This is a genomic window from Halalkaliarchaeum desulfuricum (assembly GCF_002952775.1).
Taxonomy (GTDB): Archaea; Halobacteriota; Halobacteria; order Halobacteriales; family Haloferacaceae; genus Halalkaliarchaeum; species Halalkaliarchaeum desulfuricum.
This window is the reverse complement of record NZ_CP025066.1, coordinates 2,395,162-2,419,239: the sequence shown is the minus strand read 5'-3', so window position 1 is coordinate 2,419,239 and position 24,078 is coordinate 2,395,162. Positions and strand designations below refer to the sequence as shown.

Genomic DNA, 24,078 nt, shown 5'->3' with positions numbered 1-24,078 from the left:
GTTCCTCCTCACTCGCGGAGGAAGACGACGACTTCCCTGTCTTCAAGTGCCGTCCGATAGCTGCGCTCCTCGTAGCCGTCGAGGCGCTCGGCCACGCCGTCCCGGTGCTCCGGCGTCGTCAACACGACCGCGGGCGGTTCCTCGGCGGCATCTCCCTCGAGGAACTGAACGAGCCCGTCCGGTGAAGCGACGCTACTCGTCTGCGCTCCGGCGCGTTCGAGATACCACGGCAGCGGCAGACGTTCACCAAAGGCGGCTGCCTCTCCCTGTGACAGCGGCGGCGCGTCGAAGGCCCGCTCGTCGGCCACGACGAACCGGTCGCCGACGTAGACGGCGTCGGCGCTGATCTCCCCGACGAGCGGTTCGAGGTCGTCGACGGGCTGGGCGAAGTGAGCGAACCGGTCGTGATACTCGTCTTCGCCGTCGACCGTCGGATCCGCCGGCGACGCGTACACGTCCGCCGCCAGTGCGACCGTCGGAACGCCGAGTGCGAGCAACACGAGAACAACCGCGGTCAGACGGGCGGCGTCGTCCGCCGCGAGGGCGTTTCTCGCCGACCGGAACAGGAGGGCGATCCCGACCGCCGCCGGAATCGAAAGCAGGACCGTGACGTGGACGAGTACCCAGGAGGCGAGCACCTCGTTTCCGAGCGGGAAGACCAGAAATCCGAACCCTGCAGCAAGCCCGGCCCATCGGACCAACAGCCCTGCCCTGCCGTCGTCTTCGACCGTCCGGATCCCGTATCGTTCGGCGAAAAAGCCGATCGCGGCGGCAACGAGGACGGGGAAACTCAGGACCGCCAGGGATTCGGCGGCGAACGTCACCGCGTCGAGGAACTGCGTTCCCTCCCGGCCGGCGACGTACACGCCGGTTGCGGCGTCGAACGGTTCCACGAGCGCGGCCTCGAACAGCGCGAACAGACCCATGTCGCTGCCGCGCGGGACGTACGCGACGAAAAGCGTCGCCGCGAACGCCAGAACGGCCCCTGCGGCGGGACCGAGCCAGCGGTCCGCGAACCGCCGGAGCTCCGCAGTCCGAGCCCCCGAGATCGGTTCAGCGTCGCGCACGCGACGGTGATCGATCGCAACGAGGAACGCGACCGCGAACGTGACGAAATACCCGAGTGCCTGCATCGAGGCGGCGACGGCGAGGCCGGCGGCGACGCCGGCCGCGTACATGAAGCGGGCGTCGTCCGCGTCGACCGAGCGAACTGTCAACCCGACCGCGATCAGGGCGAACGCGGCGACCGGGAGATCGCCGCGGAGAAAGCGGCCGTAGTAGAGCAGAAGGGGCGCGAACGCGAAAACCACCGCGAGCGCGACGGTCTCGTCGTCCCGGAGGCGACTCCGGAACAGCAACGCGGAAAGCACGAGCACCCCTCCAAGGAGGGCGACAACGGCACGAGCGCTCGCGTCCGTCGCCGGAGCCACCGCAAACAGCGCCTCGTTGAGGTGATACAGGAGGGGACCGCCGCCGACCGGGCGGTAGGCGTAACTCCCCGTTTCCGCGTACCGGAGCGTCCAGTAGCCGACGCGGGCCTCCTCCCAGTGGAACGGCCTGGCGCCCAACCGGACGAACCGGGCGAGGACCCCGAAAACTGCCACGACGACGACGGCAGCGGCGACGCGGTCGAACCGGCGCATACCCCTCCGTTTCATCCCGTCCCAAGAAGGTTTTCGGGTTTCCGCCGACGTTTCTGTCCCCCCGTCTTTATCATGGTTTTTAACGACAGGGGTCGTAGCTTCGATCGATGTACGACCGAATCCTAATCCCGACGGACGGGAGCCCGGCGGCCGAGGCAGCAATCGAACACGCGATCGACATCGCGACCAAGTACGACGCGACGGTTCACGCGCTGTTCGTCGTGGACGGCGCCGCCTACTCGACACTCGAGGCGGGCGCAGAGATCGTGATGGAGGCACTGGAGACGGAGGGGGAACGAGCAGTCGAACGTATCGGCGAGATCGCAGCCGACGCCGGAATCGACTGCGAGAAAAGTGTCGTGTCGGGGACAGCCTATCGGAGCATCCGGGAGTACATCGAGGATCACGACATGGATCTCGTGGTAATGGGGACACACGGCCGCCAAGGAATCGATCGGTATCTGCTCGGTTCGGTCACCGAACGGGTCGTTCGGACATCCGACGTGCCCGTCTTGACCGTCCGGAAGCCGGCCGAGTGAGCGCGCCGATCGGGAGTTGAGGCGGTGGATTTCAACCGATCGCAACCGATCGCAACCGATCACAACCGATCGCAACCGATCGCAATCGACCGCAACACAGTAGTGGGAGGGATTGGATCGCCTACTATGCGCGATTGGCTGTCACATAGGGTGGCGGCGACGCCGGATCGCCGGGCGCTCGTCCGCGCACGCGACGGGGAGACGTGGACGTACGCCCAACTCGACCGCGAGGTCGACAACCACGCCGGTCGTCTCGCCACGCTCGGGCTCAAACCTGGAGATCACCTCGGCGTCGTTTTGCCGCCCCGCGTGAGGTACGTGCAACTCGTCCACGCAGCCATGCGAATGGGACTCGTTTTGGTTCCGCTCGGACACGATCTGACGGAACCCGAACTCGCCGATCGAGCGGGACGCGCGGACCTGACCGCGCTCGTCTGTGGGGAGGAGACGCTGGAGCGGGCGGTCGCCGCCGTCGACGGGACGGAGATTCCCGTCGTCAGCGTCGATCCCCTCCTCGGGGATACCTCGGACGAGAACACACAGGACGGTGATGATTCCGACGAGCGCCCCTCCGGCGAGGGAACATCAGAGACGGTCACGGTGCTTCCGAACGTCGACCCCGGCGAAGTAGTCGCCGCATCCTGGGAGCGCGTGGATCCGCTCCTGTTGCTTTTCACGTCGGGAACGACCGGGACGCCGAAACCGGTCGACGTCCGGATGGGGAACGTGCTCTCGAGTGCTGTCGCCTCGGCGTTCAGGCTGGGTACCCACCCGGACGATCGGTGGCTCGTCACGCTTTCACTGCATCACACCGGCGGGATCGCGCCGCTGTACCGGGCGACGCTGTACGGTACGACGATAGTTCTCCGTGAGGGGTTCGACCCCGGTCCGGCCGCCGACGACATCGATCGGTACGACGTCACCGGCGTCTCGCTGGTTCCCACGATGCTCGAGCAGATGTTGGACGTCAGAGGGACGCTTTCTGACTCGCTTCGGGTGGTACTTCTGGGTGGCGCGCCGGCCACGGCGGAACTCATCGACCGGTGCCAGGGCTTTTCGATCCCGATATATCCGACCTATGGCATGACCGAAACCGCCTCGCAAGTCGCCACTGCCTACCCCGACGAGACGTTCGACAACCGTGGCACCGTCGGCCGGCCATTGCTGTGGACCGACGTGGAGGTCGTCGACGACGAGGGCACGCCGGTCGAACAGGGCAAACAAGGCGAGTTCGTCGTTTCGGGGCCGACCGTCGTTCCCGGCTACTACGGGATGGCCGAAGAGACCGACGCGACGTTCGGCGACCGCGGCTTCCACACCGGTGACGTCGGCTACGTTGACGAAGACGGACTGTTGTACGTGACGAATCGGCTGGACGACAGGATCGTCACCGGCGGCGAGAATGTCGACCCGGGCGAGGTAGTCGAGGTCCTGCGACAGCATCCGGATATCGCCGACGCAGCGGTGGTCGGTGTTCCCGACGACACCTGGGGAGAACTCGTGGGCGCGCTGCTGGTCCCCACGGAGCGTCCGGAGCCGGCCGTCGAAGCCACCGAGCCACCGGAAGACGACGAAACGGACGCCCCCGACTCCGAGCCGACCGATGAGGATGGTGCGGAGTCGTCCACCAATGGTGAGGACAGCACGGAGTCGCCTTCTTCCGATCACGAGGGACGACCGACGCGGGAAGACGTGACCGAGTTCTGCGAGGAACGGCTCGCCGATTTCAAACGTCCGCGAGTAATCGCGTTCGCCGAGTCGCTTCCGCGAACCGTCTCTGGGACTGTCGATCGGGACGCCGTCCGGGAACGTCTCGAAGAACGGACGGCCGACGACAGGGGAGATGAATCGGACGCGCCCGACTCCGATGAGGTGTTCGAGTACGCCGAACCGTCGGATGTCGAGTTCCGGGACAGCTCGGAGTGATCGGCCGTTCTGGGGGGTTCCGTCGTGGCGACTGTTTCGACGTGTCGCGGTCACCCACGGTCGACGAGTGATTTGAGCGACAGCGCGATAGCCACACCGGTGAGGCCCAGTACGACGTAGACGACAAAGCCGTTCGCGTAGCCGGCGAGCCCCTGTACGTCGACGAAGAGCCCCAGCACGGGGGGGACAACGAACCCCCCGAAGGCACCGACCCCGCCGACGAGGCCGGCGGCGCCGCCGACGGCCTCGGGGACATAATGGGGAACCAACTGGAAGACGGCAGCGTTTCCGAGCCCGATCCCGGCCGCCAGAACGACCATACCGACGGCAGCGACAGCGAGTTCCTGTGTCCCCGTCATTACGAGCGCGCCCAGAGCCACGGTTCCGAACCCCAGTACCGAGGTCCGCTCGCCGCCGAGTCGGTCGCTGAGCACGCCGCCGAGGATCCTGACACCGGTCGCGAGAAAGACGAAGCCGACAGCCGTCACGATCCCGGCCGTCCGGGGCTCAACCCCGTGAAGCCCCGTCCAGTAGGTCGGCAACCAGACAGTAAGCGCGAGGAACCCGCCGAAGGAGATGAAATACAGCGCCACAAGCGCCCACGAGCGGGGAAGCCGCGCCGCCTCCCTGATCGAGTCGAAAGTGTCGCCGCCGGGGAACAGGTCCTGTCCGAGTTCCTCGGCACGAACTCTCGCGTGCTCGGGGGCGACACCTCGCTTCAGGAGCTGGTAGTAGTACGGATCGACCGCGAGGAGAGCGTACAGGAACGTTCCCGCGGTCAGTACACCGAGCCAGAGGAGATACGTAGTCGTGAGGCCAACTGCGGCCAGCGAAATCGGAACGAGAACGGTGAACACGCCGGGTGCGCTGTTGCCGAGGCCGCCGTAGACGGCGAGGGCGGTCCCCTGCTTCTCTATCGGATACCAGTACGATGCCTGGGCGCTGCCGATCGGGAACACGCCGACTCCGCAACCGGCCAGGGCACCGAACAGGAATACGAGCGGGTACGACCGTCGACCGAGACCGTCCGGATGGAATCCGACGAGAAGCCCGGCGAGGCCGGCCATCCCGAGAGTGGAAAGCGCCAGAAGGACGACGAACGGTCGTTTCGGACCGATCTCGTCGGCCCATGCGCCGACAGGGATCCGAAGCACCGAGCCGATCAGGTTCGGTGCCGCCACGAGCAGGCCCAAAAGCACGCCGGAAAGCTCCATCGCCCGAGTGAACTCTTCGGCAGCCGGGCCGTACACCACCACCACCCCGAGGCCGAGGAAGAACCCGAACGTCGCGCCGGCCAGCCCGCGCCGAGGAGTCCCGCCGACAGAAGGTTCGTCCATACTGTGGCCACTCTGTGCCTCGGTTTCTAGGTTTTGAAATCCGGAGAGAGGCTGTTCTCACTCAGTTAAAACTGTTGTGAAAGTTAAACGAGTGGCCGATGTACCTCGAAAGAGAGTCACATGTCGGAACAACTCCTTGAGCAACGCACCGAAACGCACCGGCGGAAAGAGGAATTGACAGTTCTCCTCGTTGCGCCGTCGACGCTTCTCCCCGAACTCGAGGGCGGTATCCGGCCGGAGATTGACCGCGTCGTCTCCACCACTTCCGTCGAGAGCGCGCTCGTGTTGCTCGAAGGATCTACAGTCGACTGTGTGGTCAGCGAACTCCGACTCGACGACGGCGACTGGCGCACGCTCTTGAACCGGGTGCGGGAACGGAAGGCCTCGGTTCCGTTCGTGTTGTGGACAGCCGAGGGGAACGAGTCCGTCGCAAGCGAGGGAATCGCGGCCGGTCTTTCGGATTACATCCCGCGGGAGTCGACCGAAGACGTTGCTTTCGAGGCGGCCGCACGCCGGATCCGCAGAACCGTCGAACGCGTTACCGACAGAAACGGAGGAACGAAACGCGAGCTCGAAACCGTCGCGGATTTGAATGGACGCCTGGGTCGCAGCGATTCGATCGAGGACGGACTGCACGTCGTGCTCACTGACGTCTGCGAGATGACCGAATGGGAGTACGCCGAACTGTGGGTTCCCGACCGCGACCGATCGGAACTCGTCCACGCCAAGTCCTACCTCCTCGACGATACATTCCAGGAGTTTATCGAGGTAACGCGGACGACGAGGTTTCAGAAAGGCGAAGGGCTGCCCGGACGAGTGTGGGCAACGGGGGATACCGAGTGGATCCGGGACGTCTCTGATCTCTCGCCGGACAAATACATCCGGACTGGGATCGCAGACGAGTCGGACATCAGCACAGCGTTCGGGATTCCGGTACTCGTTGACGGTCGGCTGGAGGCGGTACTGGCGTACTACCTGACGGAGCCACGCACGTTCGACTGTGAACGCGCGGCCGTCGTCGAAACTCTCGCAGCGAGTTTCGGAAACCTGATCGCGACCAAACGCGCAGACGTACGGGTTGGGGACAGGCCGGTCGATGACCGGTACGAGTCTCGGCTGGAGACGCTGAAAGCCGTCACGGCGGAACTACGCGAAGCTAACACGGAAGAAGAGATCGCCCGAACTCTCATCGAGGGCATCGCGGAGCTTCCCGGCGTGTCGCTCCCCGTGGCGTACCTGTACGACAACCGCGACGCGCGACTCGTTCCGGCCGCGGCCGGCGGAGCCGTCCCCCTCGAGGGAATTCCTGATGCATTACCCGGCGAAAGCGTCGTCTGGCAGGCGTTCTCGGAGGGCGTGATAAAACGACTGGACGAGGGACAACTCGTCGACGAGTTTTTCCCCGCCGGCACCGACCCCCGTCGTCAGCTGGTGGTCCCGATCGGCGAAGAGGGTGTGCTGATCGTCGGTGAATCCGGGGGTGCACCCGGCTCGTCTCGGCTCGACATCCTGCAAGCGGTGTGTCGGCTGGCAGGCGAGGTACTCGCACGGCAACGCAGGGAAGAAGAGCTCGCCGAGCGCAACCAAGAGTTCGAGGCGCTACGGGCCAGGGCCGACCGTGGGGATCGAATCTTCGAGACGGTCGAAGACGCCGTCGCCGCAGTGGTCAATGCGGACTCCAGAACGGCGGTTTCCCGGCGGATCTGTACGGCACTCGCCGGACTTCCACGAGTTGACGGCGCCTGGATCGGCGTCCCCAATCCCGACCGTCGTGAACTGGAAGTAGCGGCTCGCGTCGGGATTCCGGACGCATACGTAGACGCCGTTCCGCTCGCGCTGGAAGACGACGCCACGCGGCCGGCTGTTCGAGCGGCGACACTGGGTGAACCAGTCGTCGAACGGCACGTGGCGGAATTCCCGCAGGAAGATGGATGGCGACGCTACGCGCTCCTGTACGATCTCCGGTCGGTCGTCAGCGTCCCGGTACAGCACGACGAGTTCCTCCACGGCGTCCTCACCGTCGTCAGTACTGATCCGGAGGCGTTTGACGATCGGCTGCGATCGGTTCTCGTCCAGCTGGGGCGGCTCGTCGGGCACGGATTCAGGGCGCTCGACCGACGCGACGCCTTGATGGCTGAAAACCCGGCCGGGGTGACAGTCGAACTGTCCGGCTCCCGGGACGTGTTCGACCGGCTCGTCGCAAACTGTGGAACGACGCTGCACATTCGAAATATGGCCCGACGCTCCGACGGTAGCTCGCTCGTACATTTCGTCGCCGAGGATGCCGACGCCGACGCGGTTGCGACGTACCTGGAACAAGCATCGGTCGTCCAGAACTACCGCACACTCTCCGGGGAACAGTCGCCGGGTTTCGAGGCGGTCATCGCCGGGGACTGTATCGCCACGGAGATGGCGGGCCTCGGTGCGGAGGTTCGCTCGATCACTGTGTCACGCCGGGGAACACGGATCGACCTTTCGACCCCGCGCCAGCGGGACAACCGCGAGTTCATCTCGCGCCTGAAAGATGTGTACCCCGGGGCCGAGCTGAAGGCGTACGTGACTGACCCTCAGCCGGGATCGGCATCCACGCCAGCGTTCGAGGAACTGCTGACCGACAGACAGCGAGAGATCCTCGAGACGGCGTACCACGCCGGGTTCTTCGACCAGCCCCGAAAGAGCACGGGCAAGGAAATCGCCGAATCGCTGGACATCTCCCAGCCGGCGTTCTCGACACAGCTTCGTGCAATCCAGCGCAAAATCGTCGAATCGGTGTACGGTTGTGAGACCACAGATCGTGCGTGAAGACGGGGGATGTCGACCGCTAGAAGAGGTTCGTCACGAGCTTCGACTGGGCAGTACGGAGGCGCTCGGAGAGTGCAGATTTGCCGATGTCGAGATCGCGGGCGATCTCCTCGAGGCAAACGTCCGTGCCGCTGGAAAAGTAGCCGCGTTCGATAGCCGCTTCGACAGCCTCGCGCTGTTTTTCGGTTAACGTCGACCGATCGAAAAGCACCAGATTATTGCAGTTTCCGGGTTCGGTCACGACGAGGCGATCGACGACGACCGCTTCGACCACCGATTTCAGTTCGCTCACGAGCGGTCTGATTCGGTTCCGCTCTCTGATATGGGTGGTCACGTGCAACCAACCGTCGGAGACGTCGGTATACTTTGGTACGCAGTCGAACCGCTGAAACGTGTCACAAAGACATGACGCGTTCCCGCCCCGGCCACTGGTCGAAACGACCTCACCGCTTTCCAACACGAAATCGATGAGGCATCCCGTCTCGCTCCTGGCGAACTGGATATCGGACACGTCCGTTTCCCCGAACCGCCGCGAGGAGACGGGATCGCCGCCGGACGAGTCGAACGGGCGGGTCAACGGACACGAGTAGGCGTCTCCCGGCCGAAGACGCAGTTCCAGGCGGACACAGTTACCGGTCGTGCGGTCGATTGATTCTCCTGTGTTTCCCCCGTACTCTTGAATACTCATTCTTGGTTCGAATAACGAGAGACTGTTGCATAAGCAGATGAGCTAATCTGATGACGTCACCGACGAAGATTCAATTATAATTAGCCAGTTGTGTTACTGTTGGTTATTATTATAACTCCGCGATCTTCCGTTCGGTGTCCGTTTCCGGTCGGGAAATGCAAGGGGACTTAAAGTCCCGGACCGGTCCGGAGTGAGATACACCGCCCCGTCTCGCTTCGATACACTTGTCGACGATGATTGCCACGACTGTCTGTACAGATAGCGGACCGTATAGTGGCGGGAACAGGTCCCGCCCGAGACACCGCAGGGGTGTACCGCCGTGAGGCGACGAGCGGCTGTCGTCTGGCTCGTCGTCGCGGCGGCGATCGTCCCGATGTGGATCACCGCCCTCTACGGCGGGCTCCCTACGGGGGTTCTGGAGATCAATTACGCTCTCACGGACATAAGACCGCTCGACGGGTTCGTTGCGGTTCCCGGAAAGCTCACGCCGAGCCAGGTGGGCGTCATCACCTGGATCGCGCTGCTGGGTCTGATGGGCGTGCTCGCCGGACTCCATCGGTTCATGGAGTCAACCGTCCGGCCCACTTCCCCCGAGGCCGACGGTGGACAGTTCGTTGTTCCGGACTGGTTTGTCACTGATAAGCGGTGGGTCGTCGAGTACCACCCCGGGGTCGAGTCCTCGGAGGGGCTGTTGGTGGTCGGTGCGCTGTCGGTGCTCGCGATCGCCTGTGCGATGCTTTTCGCCGCCGAGTTCGCGACCCTCGTGCGCACCCAGTACATCGGCCTGTACGCGACGGGAATGTTCGTCTCGCTGGCCGCGATGACTGCTGCGTTTTACGCGTGGTTCATGCCCCACGTCGAGGTCGCAGAGTACCGAGGTCACGATCTCGGGGGTGAGACACCGTGACAGCCGATTCAAACAACGAGCGCTCTGGAAACTCCAGCGAGCCATGTGAGGGGCCTTGTGATGGCGAGGGGTATCCGAGTATCTTCCGCGATGATCGGGCACAGGTACAGCGCCGAACTCTCGCGAAGGGGGTCGTCACGGTCGGCGGCATCGCCTCCGCGTTGAGTCTCGCGGCGCCGCTTTCCGCGCTCCGGGACGTCGACGTGTTGGATCCTGCCTACACCGGACCCGTATACGAGGAGAACATTCACCTCGTGGACGCTGACGGCGAGCGGATCCACGAGGAGGACCTCGAGTACGGGGATGTCATCACCGTCTTTCCGGAACCGCGACCGGACATCAGGGACGCACCGACGTTACTCGTTCGTCATCCCGAAGCGGAGTATGCCGACGAAACCGCACTCGAACACACGGTGAGCGGGTACGCGGCGTTCTCGAAGATCTGTCCCCACATGGCGTGTATGGTGAGTCAGGTCGACGGGAATATCCTGGTGTGTCCGTGCCACATCGGGGAGTTCGATCCGCTAGAGGGGGCGGCAGTCGTCGGTGGGCCTCCCCCCCGTCCCCTCCCGCAGCTGCCGATCACGTTGAGCGCCGAGGGCTACCTCATCGCGACCGGGGACTTCCTGGCCCCGGTGGGGGTGTTGTGAGATGAGCCGACTCGACCGCTATTACCGGCGCGGCTACGCGTGGTTCGACGAGCGGCTGGATCTCGATTCCGAGCGAAGTACCCTCGGCAAAGCGTTCCCGGCGGAGGACTCGTTCCTCCTCGGGGAGATCGCGCTGTTCAGCTTCGTGGTGCTGGTGTTGACCGGAATCTTCCTCGGGTTCTTCTACCAGCCGATCACTGCGATGGTGGAGTACCAGGGAAGCGTCGCCCAGTACCACGGAGAAGAAGTACCCCATGCGTACGCGAGCGTGCTCGCGATCACCCACGACATCTCTTACGGGATGTTCATTCGGCGGCTCCACCACTGGGCAGCACACCTGTTCATCGCCAGTGCCGCGCTGCACATGATGCGGGTGTTCTTCCAGGGCGCCTACCGGAACCCGCGAGAGCCCAACTGGGTGATCGGTGTTTTGCTCGTGGTTCTTGGAATGGCCGCCGGGTTCACGGGGTACGTGCTCCCGTACGACAACTTCGCCGCGGAGGCAGCGAGCATCGGATACGTCGTCGCGAGTTCGATTCCGATCGTGGGCGGCGAAATCGCCTGGGTTCTCTTTGGAGGCGACTACCCGACTGCCCTCTCGATCCCCAGAATGTACTTCCTGCACGTGCTCGTGATCCCGCTTCTCATCGGGATCCTGCTCGCAGCGCACATGGTGATCCTTTATAGACAGAAACACACCGAGGGGCCGCGCGACGAAGCGTTCACCGGGGAACCGGTGACGCCCGCAGATGCCCCGGCGACGGCGTCGGCTGAGGATGGGGGAGCCGAACTCGGTCTCCCGAACGAACCCACAACCACCGACGGCGGACAGCCCGAAGCCGCGGCGTCGGCCGACGGCGACAGAACCGTCGATCGGGACGACGACGGCGTTGTCGTCGGGCTGCCGTTGTTCCCCCAACAGGCGGCTCTCAGTGCGATCGTGTTCTTCCTCACGCTGGGGACGCTGTCACTGCTGTCCGGATTCTTCTCGGTCCACAACATCGCGGAGTACGGACCGTACGATCCGGCGACCACGCCCGAGCTGGTCTTGCCGGACTGGTATCTGATGTGGATGTTCGGCATCCTGAAGCTGCTCCCCGACTGGGCCGGCGTCGGGCCGCTTTCTGTCGAGTTCGTTGGCGGCGTGTTGGTCACGGGACTCGTTATCCTCGTGGTCATCGCGTGGCCGTTCATCGACCGGTACGAGGAGCCGGGTCACTTCGTTGTCGATCCCCTCGAGCGGGACTGGCAGACCGCCACCGGCGTGGCGGGCATCGCCTTCCTGTCGGTGTTGTCGCTCGGCGGGATGAACACGGTGGTCTCGGATCTCACCGGCATCGCGACGAGCAGCCTCAACCCCATCCTGCTTTCGCTTGCGATCGTCCTGCCGATCGTGGCGTGGCTTATCGTTTACGCGTCGCTGGGTGGCTTCGCCGACGACTCCGGGGACGGCCCGGAACCGTCAGGAGGTGACGAGGATGCGTGAGCGACTGCCGGTCCTGGACCGCCGGACGTACCGGTGGACCGACCGGGTCACGAAGCTCGGGGGCGTTCTGGCCGTCGCTGTCGCCCTCGAGATCGGTATCGTTTCCGGCGGGGGGATCGCGCTCGCGCTTGCGGGCGGAGTTCTCGCGTTGAGCACTGTCCCGATCGAGACGAGGCCGGCAGCCGACGCCGGTCCGACAGACGCCTACGACGGTGAACCCACATGAGCAAGACGGATCCACACGACACGACAGACCGAACCGACGACGCGAACAGTTCCGGAAGCGAGGGCGGCCTCGACCGCCGTCGCTTCCTGCAGGGAACCGGTCTCGCCGCCCTGGCGGGCGCCAGCGGGCTCGGTGCCGCATCCGAGCTTTTGAATTTCGGCGGGCTCGAGACCGTCGACGATCCGATCGGCAACTACCCGTACCGCGAGTGGGAGGACCTCTACCGCGAGGAGTGGGACTGGGACAGCGTCGCCCGCTCTACCCACGGGATCAACTGTACCGGTAGCTGCTCGTGGAACGTCTACGTCAAAAACGGCCAGGTGTGGCGCGAAGAGCAGGCCAGCGACTATCCGGACATCAACCCCGACTTGCCCACGAACAACCCACGGGGCTGTCAGAACGGAGCCTGCTTCAGCGACTACGTCAACGCGGATCACCGCGTGAAATATCCGCTCCGCCGGACCGGGGAACGCGGCGAGGGCAAGTGGGAGCGCATCTCCTGGGATGAAGCGCTCGAGGAGATCGCAGAACACGTAATCGAGAAGGTCCAGGAGGGCGAGTACGACGGGATCGACAGCTACACCCCGATCCCCGCGATGAGCCCCGTCTCCTTTGCCTCCGGTACGCGCTTTGTCAACCTGCTGGGCGGCGTCAGCCACTCGTTTTACGACTGGTACTGTGACCTGCCACCGGGCCAACCGCTGACGTGGGGTCACCAGACTGACAACGCAGAGAGCTCGGACTGGTACAACGCCGACTACCTCATCGCGTGGGGATCGAACATCAACATGACACGCATCCCCGACGCCAAATACTTCACCGAGTCCCGCTACGGGGGCGCAAAGACCGTCGGCGTCTTCAGCGACTACTCCGCAACGGCAATTCACACCGACGAGTGGCTCAGTCCGGACTACGGCACCGACGCAGCACTCGCGCTCGGCATGGCGAGAGTCATCGTCGAGGAGGAACTGTACGACGAGGCTCACCTCAAAGAGCAAACCGACATGCCGATTCTGGTCCGGGAGGACACCGGGAAGTTCCTTCGTGCGGACGACGTCGGAATAGACGCCGACGACCCGGAACACGCGATGGTGATGGTCGATGCCGACGACAACCTCCGGGTCGCTCCCGGATCGCTCGGCACCCGTGAGGGTAAACTCGACTTCGAGTCCTCGATCGAGATCGACTTCGATCCGCAACTCGACGTCGAGACGACCGTCGCGACCGCGGACGGCGACGTGCACGTGCGGTCTGTGTGGAACAATCTCCGCGACCGGCTCGCGGAGTATACCCCCGAACGCGTCCACGAGGAAACCGGCGTCGGCCGCGAAACGCACCAGCGCATCGCACGGGAGTTTGCCGACGTCGACAGGGGGAAGATCGTTCACGGGAAGGGCGTAAACGCCTGGTACCACAACGACCTCGGAAACCGCGCGCTACAGTTGTTGCTCACGTTGACCGGGAACCTCGGGGAGAACGGGACCGGCTTCGACCACTACGTCGGTCAGGAGAAGATCTGGCTGTTCAGAGGCTGGCAGAACCTCTCGTTCCCGACCGGCGACGTCCGCGGGATGCCGACGACGCTGTGGACCTATTATCACGCGGATATTCTGGACGTACTCGAGGACGACGACCAGGAGTGGGTACCCGACGAGTACGACACCGCAGAGCGAATCAGGGAATCCATCGACGAGGGATGGATGCCGATGCACCCCGAAGAGCGCGAGGACGGAACCCGCCCGGATCCGAACACGATGTTCATCTGGCGGGCCAACTACTTCGGGCAGGCGAAAGGCGGTCGGTTCGTCGAGGAGAACCTCTGGCCGAAGCTGGACCTCGTGGTCGACATCAACTTCCGGATGGACACAACGGCCCTGTACAGCGACATCGTGCTCCCGGCGGCGACCTGGTACGAGAAGTACGACCTGAACGTAACGGACATGCACACGTACGTCCATCCGTGTACGCCCGCGATCGAGCCGATGGGCGAGTCCAAGCCCGACTGGGAGATCTTCCGGCTGCTGGCCGAGAAAGTCCAGGAGATCGCCCAGGAGCGCGGTATCGATCCGATACCGGACCGGTCGTTCGACCGGGAGATCGACCTCCAGTCGATCCACGACGACTACGTCCGCGACTGGCTTACCGGCGAGGAGGGTGCCCTCGACGACGGGCTGGCGGCGGCGGAGTTTATTCTCGAAAACTCCGACGAGACGAACCCGGACTATCTCGACGAGCAGATCACGTTCGAGGACACGGTCGAGCACCCCCAACGGTTCCTCGGGGTCGACCCTCACTGGACATCTTCCGGGGAACTCGATCAGGACAACCCGTACGTTCCGTGGCAGGACCACATCGAGGATAAGGTTCCCTGGCGGACGTACACCGGCCGCCAGCAGTACTACATCGACCACGACTGGTTCCTGGATTTCGGTGAGGAGCTTCCCACCTTCAAGGAGCCACTCGAGACACAGGACACCGACGAGTATCCCCTCGAGTACATTCAGCCACACAACCGGCTCGGCGTTCACTCGACGTGGCGAGACGATCCGAAGGCACTCCGGCTCCAGCGTGGCGGACCGATGGTGTGGCTCCATCCAGAAGACGCCAAAGAGCGCGGGATCGAGGACGGCGACACCGTCGTGATGCACAACGAACTCGGCGAGATCGAGGGCACCGCGAAGTACTACCCGAGTATGCCCAGAGGGACGACGATGCAGTATTTCGCGTGGGAGCGGTACCAGTACCCCAATCGGCAGAACTTCAACACGTTGCTCCCCATGCGGATGAAGCCGACACAGTTGATCCAGTACCCGGAGGAAAACGGCGAACATCTCCACTTCTTCCCGAACTTCTGGGGTCCGACCGGCGTGAACAACGACACCCACGTCGAGGTGCGGCCGAAAGGAGGTGACTCACAGTGAGCTACACGGAGACCGCAGACGGGGTCGACAACCAGATCGCGATGGTGCTCGACCTGAACAAGTGTATCGGCTGTCAGACGTGTACGATCGCCTGCAAGACCAACTGGACCGACGAACCCGGGCGGGAGTACATGTACTGGAACAACGTCGAGACGAAGCCCGGACAGGGGTATCCCCGTGGCTGGGAGGACGTCGGCGACGGCTGGGCGTCCGAGGACCGTACCGAACGGTCTCCCGGCGAGATACCCAGCATTGAGGGGTACGGTCGCCACTGGGAGTTCAACCACGAGGAGGTGCTTCTCGAGGGGAGCGACGAGCACATCGCGCCGGCGGAAGACCCCGAGTGGGGAGTCAACTGGGAGGAAGACGAGGGGGCCGGCCAGTACCCCAACTCGTATTACTTCTATCTCCCCAGGCTGTGCAATCACTGTACACATCCCTCCTGCGTCGAGGCGTGCCCCCGACAGGCCGTCTACAAGCGCAGCGAGGACGGGATCGTGCTCGTCGATCAGGAGCGGTGTCGCGGCTACCGGCACTGTGTCGAGGGATGCCCCTACCACAAGATCTACTTCAACATGGAGGAGAAGACGGCCGAAAAGTGCATCTTCTGTTACCCTCGGATCGAGGGTAACGGGCCCGACGGCGAACAACACGCTCCCGCGTGTGCAGATTCGTGCGTGACGATGCTCCGGTACGTCGGTCGACTCGACGACCCGACCGGTCCAATCCACAAGCTCGTCGAGGAGTGGGAGGTTGCGCTCCCCCTGCACGCGGAGTACCATACTGACCCCAACGTGTTCTACGTGCCGCCGATGTCGCCGGGACAGCACACGGAAGAAGGCGAGACTGTCGACGCCGACAGGATTCCACCGACGTACCTCGAGGAACTGTTCGGCCCGGACGTCCACGACGCGCTGGACACACTCGAACGCGAGCGGGAACGTGTCCGTGTCGGGGAAGACAGTGAACTGATGGAGATACTCACGACGAACGATCGGGAAAACCAGTACCAAATGGAGGTGTTCGCCGATGACTGACCGTCGCGTCGGTTCCCTCGCCCTTTTGGCGGGGCTGGTCGTCGTCGCGGTCGTGGTACTGGCGATTTCTGGCCCGGCACTGGGATATACAACCGGAGTAAACCAGCTACCCATAACCGAGATGACTGAAGAGGACGGGCTCGAGGATCCCGGTGCGGAGGCGTGGGCGGAGGTCGATTCGCAGACTGTCGTCCTCTCGAGCGCCGAAAGCGGCGTACCCGGATACGAAGACACGTCGGTCGGGCTGACTGACGTCGAGACTGCTCACACCGACGAACGGATATACATCAGGCTCACGTGGGACGACCCCACCGCGGACGAACACGTCGACGATCCCCGGGCGTTCGCCGACGCTGTAGCAGTGCAGTTACCGTTCGAACAGGACAAGGAACCGCCCATCGAGATGGGTAGCGACGGGGAGCCGGTGAACGTCTGGTACTGGACCGCAGACGGCGAGGTCGAGGAGCTGTACGCCGGCGGCATGGGATCGACGACGGAGATGGACGAGCCGATCGTCTCCACCGAGTCCAGCTACCAGGACGGTGAATGGAGTGTCGTCTTCACCCGAGATCTAACTACTGACGACCGGGAGCGGACCGAGATCGCCACCGACCAGCGCCTGAACGTCGCGTTCGCCGTGTTCGATGGCGACAACGCAGAGCGGGGCGGAATCAAGGCCGCAAGCGAGTGGTACCACTACCCGATGGACCCCGAGCCCGGCCCGTCGGTGCTCGAACTGGTGTTGTGGACCGTCGGCGGACTCGCGATCGTCGCGGTGCTCGTGATGACCGTCTACGGGATCAGGAACGTGGAACAATGACCGGACACGGTACGAGCGTCGACTCCGCTGACGAATCGCGTACAGTGGAACTCGAGGACGGCGAGGTCGATACGACACTCGCCAGTCGGGCGACCGTGTACGGTCTCCTCGTGCGCCTGTTCGACGAACCGGACGAACGGCTGCACGAAGCGATCGACGACGGGAGCCTGTCGGAAGAGCTTACCACGCTAGTCGAGCGTGCCGGCCTCGAGATCGACGCGCCCCAGTTGGAGACTGACGACGACCTGCGCACGCTGAAGGCGCGATTCAACGACATCTTCGAGGTCGGTGTCCCGAAGCCCTCGGTCCCGCTGTACGAGTCGTCTCACCGCGACGACGTGTCCTGGCACGACCTCAACCTCGACCTCGCCCGGGCGTACGACTACTACGGGCTGGATGTCGACGACTCGAACCGGGAGGATCACGACAACCTCCGCCTCCAGTTGGAGTTTGCGAGCTACCTCGCCCGCCGGGAGGCGGTCGGCGATCCGGACGCGGGTGCAGCCAGACGCGACTTCCTCGATCGCCACCTCACAGTCTTCGCCCGGCAGCTGAGCGACGCAATAGAATCGGAGCCGAACACCGGTGTGTACGGGGATCTCGTGGACTTCCTCGAGGCGTTCGTAGCGGCCGAACACCGGGCACTCGCCTCGACAGACCAATGACCGAAACCACGTCGCTGTCGTCTCGGGGATCGGCGGCCGTCAGTCCACAGCGGCGCCCGCGGCTCTTCCGGACGATCGTGCTCGGCGTCGCAGTCGCGACTGTGGCTATCGGGACAACTGTCGGCGCAGTCGGACAGAGCAGGTTCGCGGAGGTGCTCCCTCCATTCGCAACCGCGATCGACTGGGGGCTTTTGGCGCTATTGGCGCTTGGAGCACTCGGGTTCGTGATCGCCGCGACGGTCGACAGCGACCTCGGGAGGGTCGGGTTCGTGACCGTCGGCGCGTTCGCGGTTCTGGGGGCACTCGCGGACGGCGCGTTCCTGCCCGCCGTCGGCGCGACGCTGGCCGGGAGCGGCGTTGCTGCCGCCAGCCAGCTTCCGACCGCCACGTCGGCCCGATCGATTGCCGCATGGGGCGTCACGGGAGCGCTACTGATCGGAACTGGGGCCTCGATCGTCGGGGCGCTCGGCGTCGAACCGGCGACGTTGCGAACCCTGGGTGGCGTCCTCCTGTTCGTCGGCCTGGCGACGCTTCCGCTGTGGATCGGCGTCGGTGGTCTCGACGCAGCGCTCGGAATCTTCGTCGGAGCCTTCGTTGTCGGGATCGGCACCGGGGCCCCGACAGTGATGGGCGCGGTGCTGCTCGGCGGCCTCGGCGTCGTCGGCGTCCCGCTTTTGCTCGTGGCCGCCGGCGTCGGCGGTGCCGTGGCGGCGATCTCGGGAGCGCTACGGCAGGGACGACAGGTGACTGCGCTCGGGGGCGGTCTCGTCCTCGCCGCCGGCGTTCCGGTATCACTTCCCGCCGTGACTGCGGTCGCAGTCGGCGCGGCAACGATGGCGGTACGGGAGGGAGAACGATGACAGAGGAACCGGTGAAAGACGACCGACACGACAAGGATAGCGACGACAGAAACGGGAAGGCCCCGGACGAGCGGCTGAATCCGGCCCGGAGTCCAGGGGCCGGTGACGGTCCGAAAGACCTCTCGGAGATCGAGGTGAGCCGCGACGTGACGCTCGGCACCGCCGATCCCGAAGAGTTCACCGCGACCGACACAGCCCCAGTGGCGGACGCGACTGTCGAGGAACTCTGTTCGGCGTTGCAGGACGGCGACCGCGTCGAACGCCGCCGTGCAGCCGTCGCGCTCGCACAGCGCTCGAAAACAGAGGCAGCTGTGGAGCCGCTCCGGACTGCCGTACTGCAGGATCCGGACCCGGATGTGCGTCAGTTTGCCGTCGAAGCGCTCGCGACCCACGGCGACGAGTCGGTCCGCGAGACCGTCGAGGCGGTCGCGTCCGACAGCAACCCGTGGGTTCGTGCTGAAGCGGTGGTGACGCTCGATTCGCTCGATTGCGATGAGAGCCTCCCAGTGCTCGAGAGGATGCTCGAGGACGATCACCCGGCGGTGCGCAGGAACGCGATGATATCGCTGTTCAAAGCACGCGGCGAGGATGCACTGGTGACGCTCGTCGAAGGGCTGTCCGATCCGGACGAACGCGTCCGCGAGTGGGCGGCTGAACTGCTCGGCGGAATCGACGACGACCGGGCCCGGGAGGCGCTCACACGGACTGCAAACGACGACGAAAGCGACTTCGTCCGCGCGACAGCGAAGCGGGCCCTGGGGGAATCGTCACCGTTCGACGGCGGTGGATCCGTCCGCCCGGGCGGATCGAACGTCCGCTCCGTCCCCGGAAAATCGTCGGAGGACGACGGTTCGAGAGATCTGAACAACGCGCCGGATCTGTAGTCCTCTCCTGACTCCCCTGTCAGTCTTCTTTTTGATCATAATCCCCACACTAACGTTCATGACATACGCCGAGCAGACGATATCGGAATTCCTCGGCTCCGTCGCCTCCGACCGGGTAACCCCCGCAGGCGGGACAGCCGCCGCCGTGTCGGGTGCGATCGGCGCGGCGCTTTGCGAGATGGTCTGTATCCACACAATCGCCGCCGGAACCGGCGGGGATAGTACCGCCGAAACGGACGCATGCGACAACACGCAGTCGTTTGCGACGGTCCGTGACGAACTTCGTGGACAGCGACGGTGTCTCCTCGCTCTGGCGGACGCCGACGCCAGTGCCGTCGACGAGTTCTTGTCCTCGAACGATGTCGAACGTCCCCCGGAGCGGAGTAGCCAGGCAACGACCGAACAGAAACGTGCAATCGGCGTACCACTCGCGATTGCTGACACGAGTCTGGCCGTCCTCGAGAACGCAGCGGTCGTGATAGCACCGGGGAACCGTAACGCCCTCGCCGACGGCGTCACCGGAGCCTACCTCGCCCGGGGTGCGCTCCAGTCGGCGCTATACATCGTCTGGACTAATGCAGACCAGTTGGAAGATCCGGAGTTCCTCGGGAAGATTACGGGTCGCGCATCAGAGATCGAGGCATCGGCCGAGCGAGCGTTCGACCGGATCGAGGGAGTGTCGTAAGGGTCAAATTGGTATTGAAGGGCGTCGTAGGTAGCACACTGGTATCGAAAGGCGTCATAAACCACATTGTGGATGACGACCAGGACGATCACGAAAGATTGAGAGTGATGCTGATCACGGGGACGAATTCGGGGAACGCGAATGCGAGGTTGTTTCTTCAACGGACCGTAACCTACTTTCCAAGAGGGATTGACCTGTCCCGTGTCCATTACTCATATGGAGTTTCTATCGGATCCGACGAAACGTCGCTGGCTGGCCTGGGGAGCCCTGATCAGCGTCTTTCTCCTCGTCAACATTCACCGCCTGTCGACGGCCGTCCTCTCCGAAGAGCTGATTTCGGCGTTCGAGGTGACGGCTGCTCAACTGGGAACACTCCACGCTTCCTTTTTCGTTATTTACGCGTTCGTCCAGATCCCCACGGGGATCCTGGCCGACAGATACGGCGCACGATTTGTCGGTACCGCGGGCGCGATCACACTCAGTGCCGGGGCGGTCGGGTTTGCGCTCAGTAACGGCTATCTCGGGGCGTTTCTCTCCCGTGCGCTTCTTGGCCTCGGGAGCGGGGTCATCTTCATCTCCACGATCCGGTTCTGTGCGAACTGGTACCGTGCCCGCGAATTCGCGACGATGACGGGACTGACCGCCGGCATGGCCGGCCTCGGAGCGATCATCGCGACGACACCGCTGGCGCTTTTCATCCAGGCGATCGGATGGCGTCCGACGATACTCGCGTTCGCGGCAGTCGGGTTCCTCGCGGGTGGGGGCGTCTGGGTGCTGGTTCGTCGCTCGCCCGCCGAAGCCGGACTCGATCCGATCGACAACGTCCCAGAGGCATCGTCGGTCACGTTCGAGGAGACCCTCGACCACTTGCGGACGTTGTTTGCCGACCCCGACCAGTGGCTTCTCTCGATCGTCTTTTTCTCCGCGATGGGGACCATCCTGACGGTGATCGGACTCTGGGGCGTGCCGTATCTGGTCGTCGTCCATGGCCTGGACGTCACGACGGCGTCGTATTTCACCCTGATCGGAGCTGTCGGCATGTTCATCGGGGGACCCACGGTTGGGTGGATCTCCGACCGACTGGGGCGACGATTGTTGCCGATGATTGTCGGGCTCGTCCTCTTTACGGTCGCACTCGGCGTGATCCCCGTCTCCGGTGCGCCCCCGTTACCGGTAGTCGCAATCGCCTACTTCGTGATCGGACTGGGTCTCGGATTCACCGCGCTCGCACTCCCAGTGATCAAAGAGCGGTACCCGGCCGAAGCGAGCGGCGTCGCCACGGCCACTGTCAACGGCGCGGGGTTTCTCGGGGGCGCTGTCCTGCCGCCGGTGATGGGGATCGCGCTCGACCAGTACCGGACTGGAGAGATCGTCGCAGGGACGGTCGTCTACTCAGAGTTCGGCTATCGGATCGCGTTCGCAGTCACGACTGTCGCTGTCGCGGTTTCGGTCTGTTGTGCGATATGGTTCTCGCTCAGACAGCGCACCGGGGACCATGAACTCTCGAAGACCGTCCAATAATCCTCCATGCGAAGGGATCCGGGTTGGTTTCCGACGTGTACGGCTCTGTCGAGGTACATTACCGGCTGGAGCCCCCAAGAGAGGATATGACGCAGGCCAGACTGAACGTTACTCTCCCGTCGGGACCCTGGATCGCCGAGATCTCTCGGCGTCATCCGGAGGTGACGTTCCGCGTGCTCACCGCGATCCCTGCGGAGGGTCGGGGGATCGCCCTGGTTCAGATCCACGCGTCGGACCCGGATGCGATTCTCACAGAAGTCACGGATCACGAGACGGTGATCGACTGCTCGACGCTCCAGCGCACCGAGGCGACGGCGACCATCCAGATCGAGACCGCAACGCCGGTCATTCTCCCGGCAGCCAAGCAGGCCGGGATCTCCGTCGAGATGCCCGTCGAGATCAGGGAGGGGGTCGCCACGGTCGACGTCGCCGGCGCACACGAGAAACTCTCCGCGCTGGGCGAGCAGTTCGAGGCGATGGGGCTGGAGTTCGACGTCGAGTACGTCCACGAGCGGCGACATCCCGAACAGCTGTTGACCTACAGACAGCAGGAAGTACTCCGGACCGCAGTCGAGAAGGGATACTACGACACACCGAGAACGTGCACCCTGACTGATCTCGCCGAGGAACTCGGAATCGCCAAGTCGACCTGTAGCGACATACTCCACCGGATCGAGGAGACGATCGTCAAGCAGTTTCTGGAGGACCTGCCCCCGCTGATCGGCGGCGACGCGGAGACACCGGAATCTGCAAAAATCAGCAGAGAGTAACCGGTCGGTCAGACCGGTTCTTCAGGGATCGCGAACGTTTCGAGGGGCAACGGGCCGTCGTAGCCCTCGGGCACGTACGGACACAGCGGGTCGCTCTCGAGCGGGTCGCCGGTGTAGGCGTACGCCCGCGACCTGCTGCCGCCACAGACGTGTTTGAACTCGCAGGCGCCACACTTGCCTTTGAACTGGTCTTCGTCACGCAGTCGCTCGAACAGCGGCGCGTCCCGGTAGATGTCGACGATGCGCTCCTCGCGGACCGAGCCGGCCGGTTCGGGGAGGAACCCGGACGGATACACCTGGCCCAGGTGACTGACGAACGCGAAGCCGTCCCCCGCCCGGATCCCGACACGCCGACCGATGCCGTCTCGATCGTCACTATCGACAGTGTCGACGCTCCCACCGCTGTGTTGCTGGATCGCGACCCGGCGATACTGTGGCGCCTCGGTCGTCTTGACGCCGAAGGTGCGTTCGTTCGCCTGTTCCAGCAGCCACTCCATCACCCGATCGGCACGCGCTGGATCGATCGGCTCCAGGATCCGCCCCCGGCCGATCGGCACCAGGAAAAACACCGACCACAGCACGGTTTCGAGCTCCTCGGCGAGATCTGCAAGCGCCGGTAGTTCCTCGACGGTCTCTTCACAAACTGTCGTATTGAGCTGGAGGGGAATTCCCGCGTCACGGGCGTGTCTCGCGGCCGCCATCGTGCTTTCGAAGCTCCCCTCCTCTCCCCGGAATTCGTCGTGAGCTGTCGCCGTCGCACCGTCGAGACTGACCGCAAGTCGCTTCAGTCCCGCGTCGGCGAGGTCGTCGATCACCGCCGGGGTCAGCGAGGCAGTACCGCTGGGGGTGAGCGTCATCCGGAGTCCCAGCTCCGTCCCGTACTCGACCAGTTCAACGAGGTCCTCCCGAGCGAGGGGATCGCCCCCGGACAGGACGACGAGCTGCCCCTCGCCGAAATCAGCGGCGTCCTCGAGCAACGCGATCCCTTCCTCGGTGGTGAGTTCGTCGGGATGCCGGTCCGGCTGTGCGTCGGCCCGGCAGTGTTTGCATTCGAGTTCACACGCCTGGGTCACCTCCCAGATGAGGACGAAGGGTTGTTGTTCCGTGTCGATGGAGTGTGGGTTCATCAGTCGTGTAGTCCAAAGAACTGGGGCCGAGTGAATACCTGTACGAACATGTTCGCCCCGTTGCTTTGGCCGTCAGAACACCTACATCGCACTATGACAGGACAACACTCGCAACCAACGGGGAGTGTACAGGACACGCAACCCGCAGAAGACGAACGCGCCGAGACCACCGTCGAGGTCCGCTGTACCGGACACGTTCGCATGGAGCTCGGGCATCACTCCTTCGAGTACTCCTTCCAGGGAACCACCCTCAGAGAATTCCTCGAAGAGTTTTTCGCGGAGTACCCGGAGATCGAGTCGATGATCATCGCGACGCGAGAGGAGGACGCGACTGCGCGGGGCTGGGCACCGGTGAAGGATCCCCCGGGAACCTGGCGCAAGAATCCCGAGGGGGAACAGACGGTCGCGTTCGCGAGGGTCATGGTCAACGGCCGGTTCAACGAGAACCTGGACGGATTCGACACGGAACTGTCCGATGGTGATCGGGTGGCGCTGGTGTATCCGTTTATGTTCTGCCTCTGAACGTGGGTTGTTGCCGGCTCTCCGATCAGCGGCTGGCGTGTCGAATCGACTGGGGAACCCAA

General features: G+C 64.1%; 21 protein-coding genes. 17 read left to right on the top strand and 4 right to left on the bottom strand.

The window, feature by feature from the left end:
• Nucleotides 1–8: 8 nt before the first annotated feature.
• Nucleotides 9–1,643: a flippase activity-associated protein Agl23 gene (locus AArcSl_RS12095; protein ID WP_161945956.1), complete on the bottom strand. Its 1,635-nt coding sequence runs from the start codon at nucleotides 1,641–1,643 to the stop codon at nucleotides 9–11.
• Between the two features lie 107 nt (nucleotides 1,644–1,750).
• Here AArcSl_RS12095 and AArcSl_RS12090 point away from each other — a divergent pair, with 107 nt between their 5' ends.
• Together AArcSl_RS12090 and AArcSl_RS12085 are read left to right on the top strand one after the other, a co-directional pair.
• Nucleotides 1,751–2,182 carry a universal stress protein gene (locus AArcSl_RS12090; RefSeq protein WP_119819564.1) on the top strand — a complete coding sequence of 144 codons (432 nt, stop codon included), beginning with the start codon at nucleotides 1,751–1,753 and terminating at the stop codon, nucleotides 2,180–2,182.
• Between the two features lie 126 nt (nucleotides 2,183–2,308).
• Nucleotides 2,309–4,108 carry an AMP-binding protein gene (locus AArcSl_RS12085; RefSeq protein ID WP_119819561.1) on the top strand — a complete coding sequence of 600 codons (1,800 nt, stop codon included), beginning with the start codon at nucleotides 2,309–2,311 and terminating at the stop codon, nucleotides 4,106–4,108.
• A 50-nt stretch (nucleotides 4,109–4,158) separates the two neighbouring features.
• On the opposite strand, the gene AArcSl_RS12080 is transcribed toward AArcSl_RS12085, so the two are convergent.
• Complete coding sequence (locus AArcSl_RS12080; protein ID WP_119819558.1) at nucleotides 4,159–5,445, bottom strand: MFS transporter; 1,287 nt, start codon at nucleotides 5,443–5,445, stop codon at nucleotides 4,159–4,161.
• A gap of 120 nt (nucleotides 5,446–5,565) precedes the next feature.
• Between AArcSl_RS12080 and AArcSl_RS12075 the strand changes: the two genes are divergently transcribed.
• Nucleotides 5,566–8,247: a GAF domain-containing protein gene (locus tag AArcSl_RS12075; protein WP_119819555.1), complete on the top strand. Its 2,682-nt coding sequence runs from the start codon at nucleotides 5,566–5,568 to the stop codon at nucleotides 8,245–8,247.
• A 19-nt stretch (nucleotides 8,248–8,266) separates the two neighbouring features.
• Here AArcSl_RS12075 and AArcSl_RS17860 read toward each other — a convergent pair whose 3' ends face one another.
• The gene (locus tag AArcSl_RS17860) at nucleotides 8,267–8,935 is read right to left on the bottom strand and encodes a helix-turn-helix domain-containing protein (protein WP_119819553.1); all 669 of its coding nucleotides are present in this window, start codon (nucleotides 8,933–8,935) and stop codon (nucleotides 8,267–8,269) included.
• A gap of 319 nt (nucleotides 8,936–9,254) precedes the next feature.
• Between AArcSl_RS17860 and AArcSl_RS12065 the strand changes: the two genes are divergently transcribed.
• The 13 genes from AArcSl_RS12065 to AArcSl_RS12005 all read left to right on the top strand — a co-directional run bounded on the left by AArcSl_RS12065 (nucleotide 9,255) and on the right by AArcSl_RS12005 (nucleotide 22,367).
• Complete coding sequence (locus tag AArcSl_RS12065; RefSeq protein WP_119819550.1) at nucleotides 9,255–9,842, top strand: hypothetical protein; 588 nt, start codon at nucleotides 9,255–9,257, stop codon at nucleotides 9,840–9,842.
• Nucleotides 9,839–10,492 (top strand): QcrA and Rieske domain-containing protein, encoded by a 654-nt coding sequence (locus AArcSl_RS12060; protein ID WP_119819547.1) that lies wholly within the window; start codon nucleotides 9,839–9,841, stop codon nucleotides 10,490–10,492. The genes AArcSl_RS12065 and AArcSl_RS12060 overlap by 4 nt, the downstream gene beginning before the upstream one ends.
• Before the next feature lies 1 nt (nucleotide 10,493).
• Complete coding sequence (locus AArcSl_RS12055; RefSeq protein WP_119819544.1) at nucleotides 10,494–11,978, top strand: cytochrome b; 1,485 nt, start codon at nucleotides 10,494–10,496, stop codon at nucleotides 11,976–11,978.
• A complete protein-coding gene (locus tag AArcSl_RS17115) occupies nucleotides 11,971–12,204 on the top strand; it encodes a hypothetical protein (protein WP_119819541.1) in 234 nt (77 codons plus the stop codon). Before AArcSl_RS12055 ends, AArcSl_RS17115 begins: the two co-directional genes overlap by 8 nt.
• Nucleotides 12,201–15,125, top strand: coding sequence for a molybdopterin-dependent oxidoreductase (locus AArcSl_RS12045; RefSeq protein WP_119819538.1), 2,925 nt, complete (start codon nucleotides 12,201–12,203; stop codon nucleotides 15,123–15,125). The genes AArcSl_RS17115 and AArcSl_RS12045 overlap by 4 nt, the downstream gene beginning before the upstream one ends.
• A 41-nt stretch (nucleotides 15,126–15,166) precedes the next feature.
• Nucleotides 15,167–16,162 (top strand): 4Fe-4S dicluster domain-containing protein, encoded by a 996-nt coding sequence (locus tag AArcSl_RS12040; RefSeq protein WP_119821965.1) that lies wholly within the window; start codon nucleotides 15,167–15,169, stop codon nucleotides 16,160–16,162.
• Nucleotides 16,155–16,982 (top strand): ethylbenzene dehydrogenase-related protein, encoded by an 828-nt coding sequence (locus AArcSl_RS12035; protein ID WP_119819535.1) that lies wholly within the window; start codon nucleotides 16,155–16,157, stop codon nucleotides 16,980–16,982. The genes AArcSl_RS12040 and AArcSl_RS12035 overlap by 8 nt, the downstream gene beginning before the upstream one ends.
• Nucleotides 16,979–17,647 carry a molecular chaperone TorD family protein gene (locus AArcSl_RS12030; protein ID WP_119819532.1) on the top strand — a complete coding sequence of 223 codons (669 nt, stop codon included), beginning with the start codon at nucleotides 16,979–16,981 and terminating at the stop codon, nucleotides 17,645–17,647. Before AArcSl_RS12035 ends, AArcSl_RS12030 begins: the two co-directional genes overlap by 4 nt.
• Nucleotides 17,644–18,507, top strand: a complete 864-nt coding sequence (locus AArcSl_RS12025) for a hypothetical protein (RefSeq protein WP_119819530.1) — start codon at nucleotides 17,644–17,646, stop codon at nucleotides 18,505–18,507. The genes AArcSl_RS12030 and AArcSl_RS12025 overlap by 4 nt, the downstream gene beginning before the upstream one ends.
• Entirely contained in the window at nucleotides 18,504–19,391 is an 888-nt protein-coding gene (locus AArcSl_RS12020) for a HEAT repeat domain-containing protein (protein ID WP_119819527.1), read from the top strand. Before AArcSl_RS12025 ends, AArcSl_RS12020 begins: the two co-directional genes overlap by 4 nt.
• 58 nt (nucleotides 19,392–19,449) lie before the next feature.
• Nucleotides 19,450–20,076 (top strand): cyclodeaminase/cyclohydrolase family protein, encoded by a 627-nt coding sequence (locus AArcSl_RS12015; protein WP_119819524.1) that lies wholly within the window; start codon nucleotides 19,450–19,452, stop codon nucleotides 20,074–20,076.
• A gap of 216 nt (nucleotides 20,077–20,292) precedes the next feature.
• Nucleotides 20,293–21,597, top strand: a complete 1,305-nt coding sequence (locus AArcSl_RS12010) for an MFS transporter (protein ID WP_119819521.1) — start codon at nucleotides 20,293–20,295, stop codon at nucleotides 21,595–21,597.
• 86 nt (nucleotides 21,598–21,683) lie between these two features.
• Nucleotides 21,684–22,367 (top strand): helix-turn-helix domain-containing protein, encoded by a 684-nt coding sequence (locus AArcSl_RS12005; RefSeq protein WP_119819516.1) that lies wholly within the window; start codon nucleotides 21,684–21,686, stop codon nucleotides 22,365–22,367.
• 8 nt (nucleotides 22,368–22,375) lie between these two features.
• Here AArcSl_RS12005 and AArcSl_RS12000 read toward each other — a convergent pair whose 3' ends face one another.
• Nucleotides 22,376–23,494, bottom strand: coding sequence for a TIGR04053 family radical SAM/SPASM domain-containing protein (locus tag AArcSl_RS12000; protein WP_119819513.1), 1,119 nt, complete (start codon nucleotides 23,492–23,494; stop codon nucleotides 22,376–22,378).
• Between the two features lie 93 nt (nucleotides 23,495–23,587).
• Here AArcSl_RS12000 and AArcSl_RS11995 point away from each other — a divergent pair, with 93 nt between their 5' ends.
• Nucleotides 23,588–24,016 (top strand): MoaD/ThiS family protein, encoded by a 429-nt coding sequence (locus AArcSl_RS11995; RefSeq protein WP_119819510.1) that lies wholly within the window; start codon nucleotides 23,588–23,590, stop codon nucleotides 24,014–24,016.
• Nucleotides 24,017–24,078 lie beyond the last annotated feature (62 nt).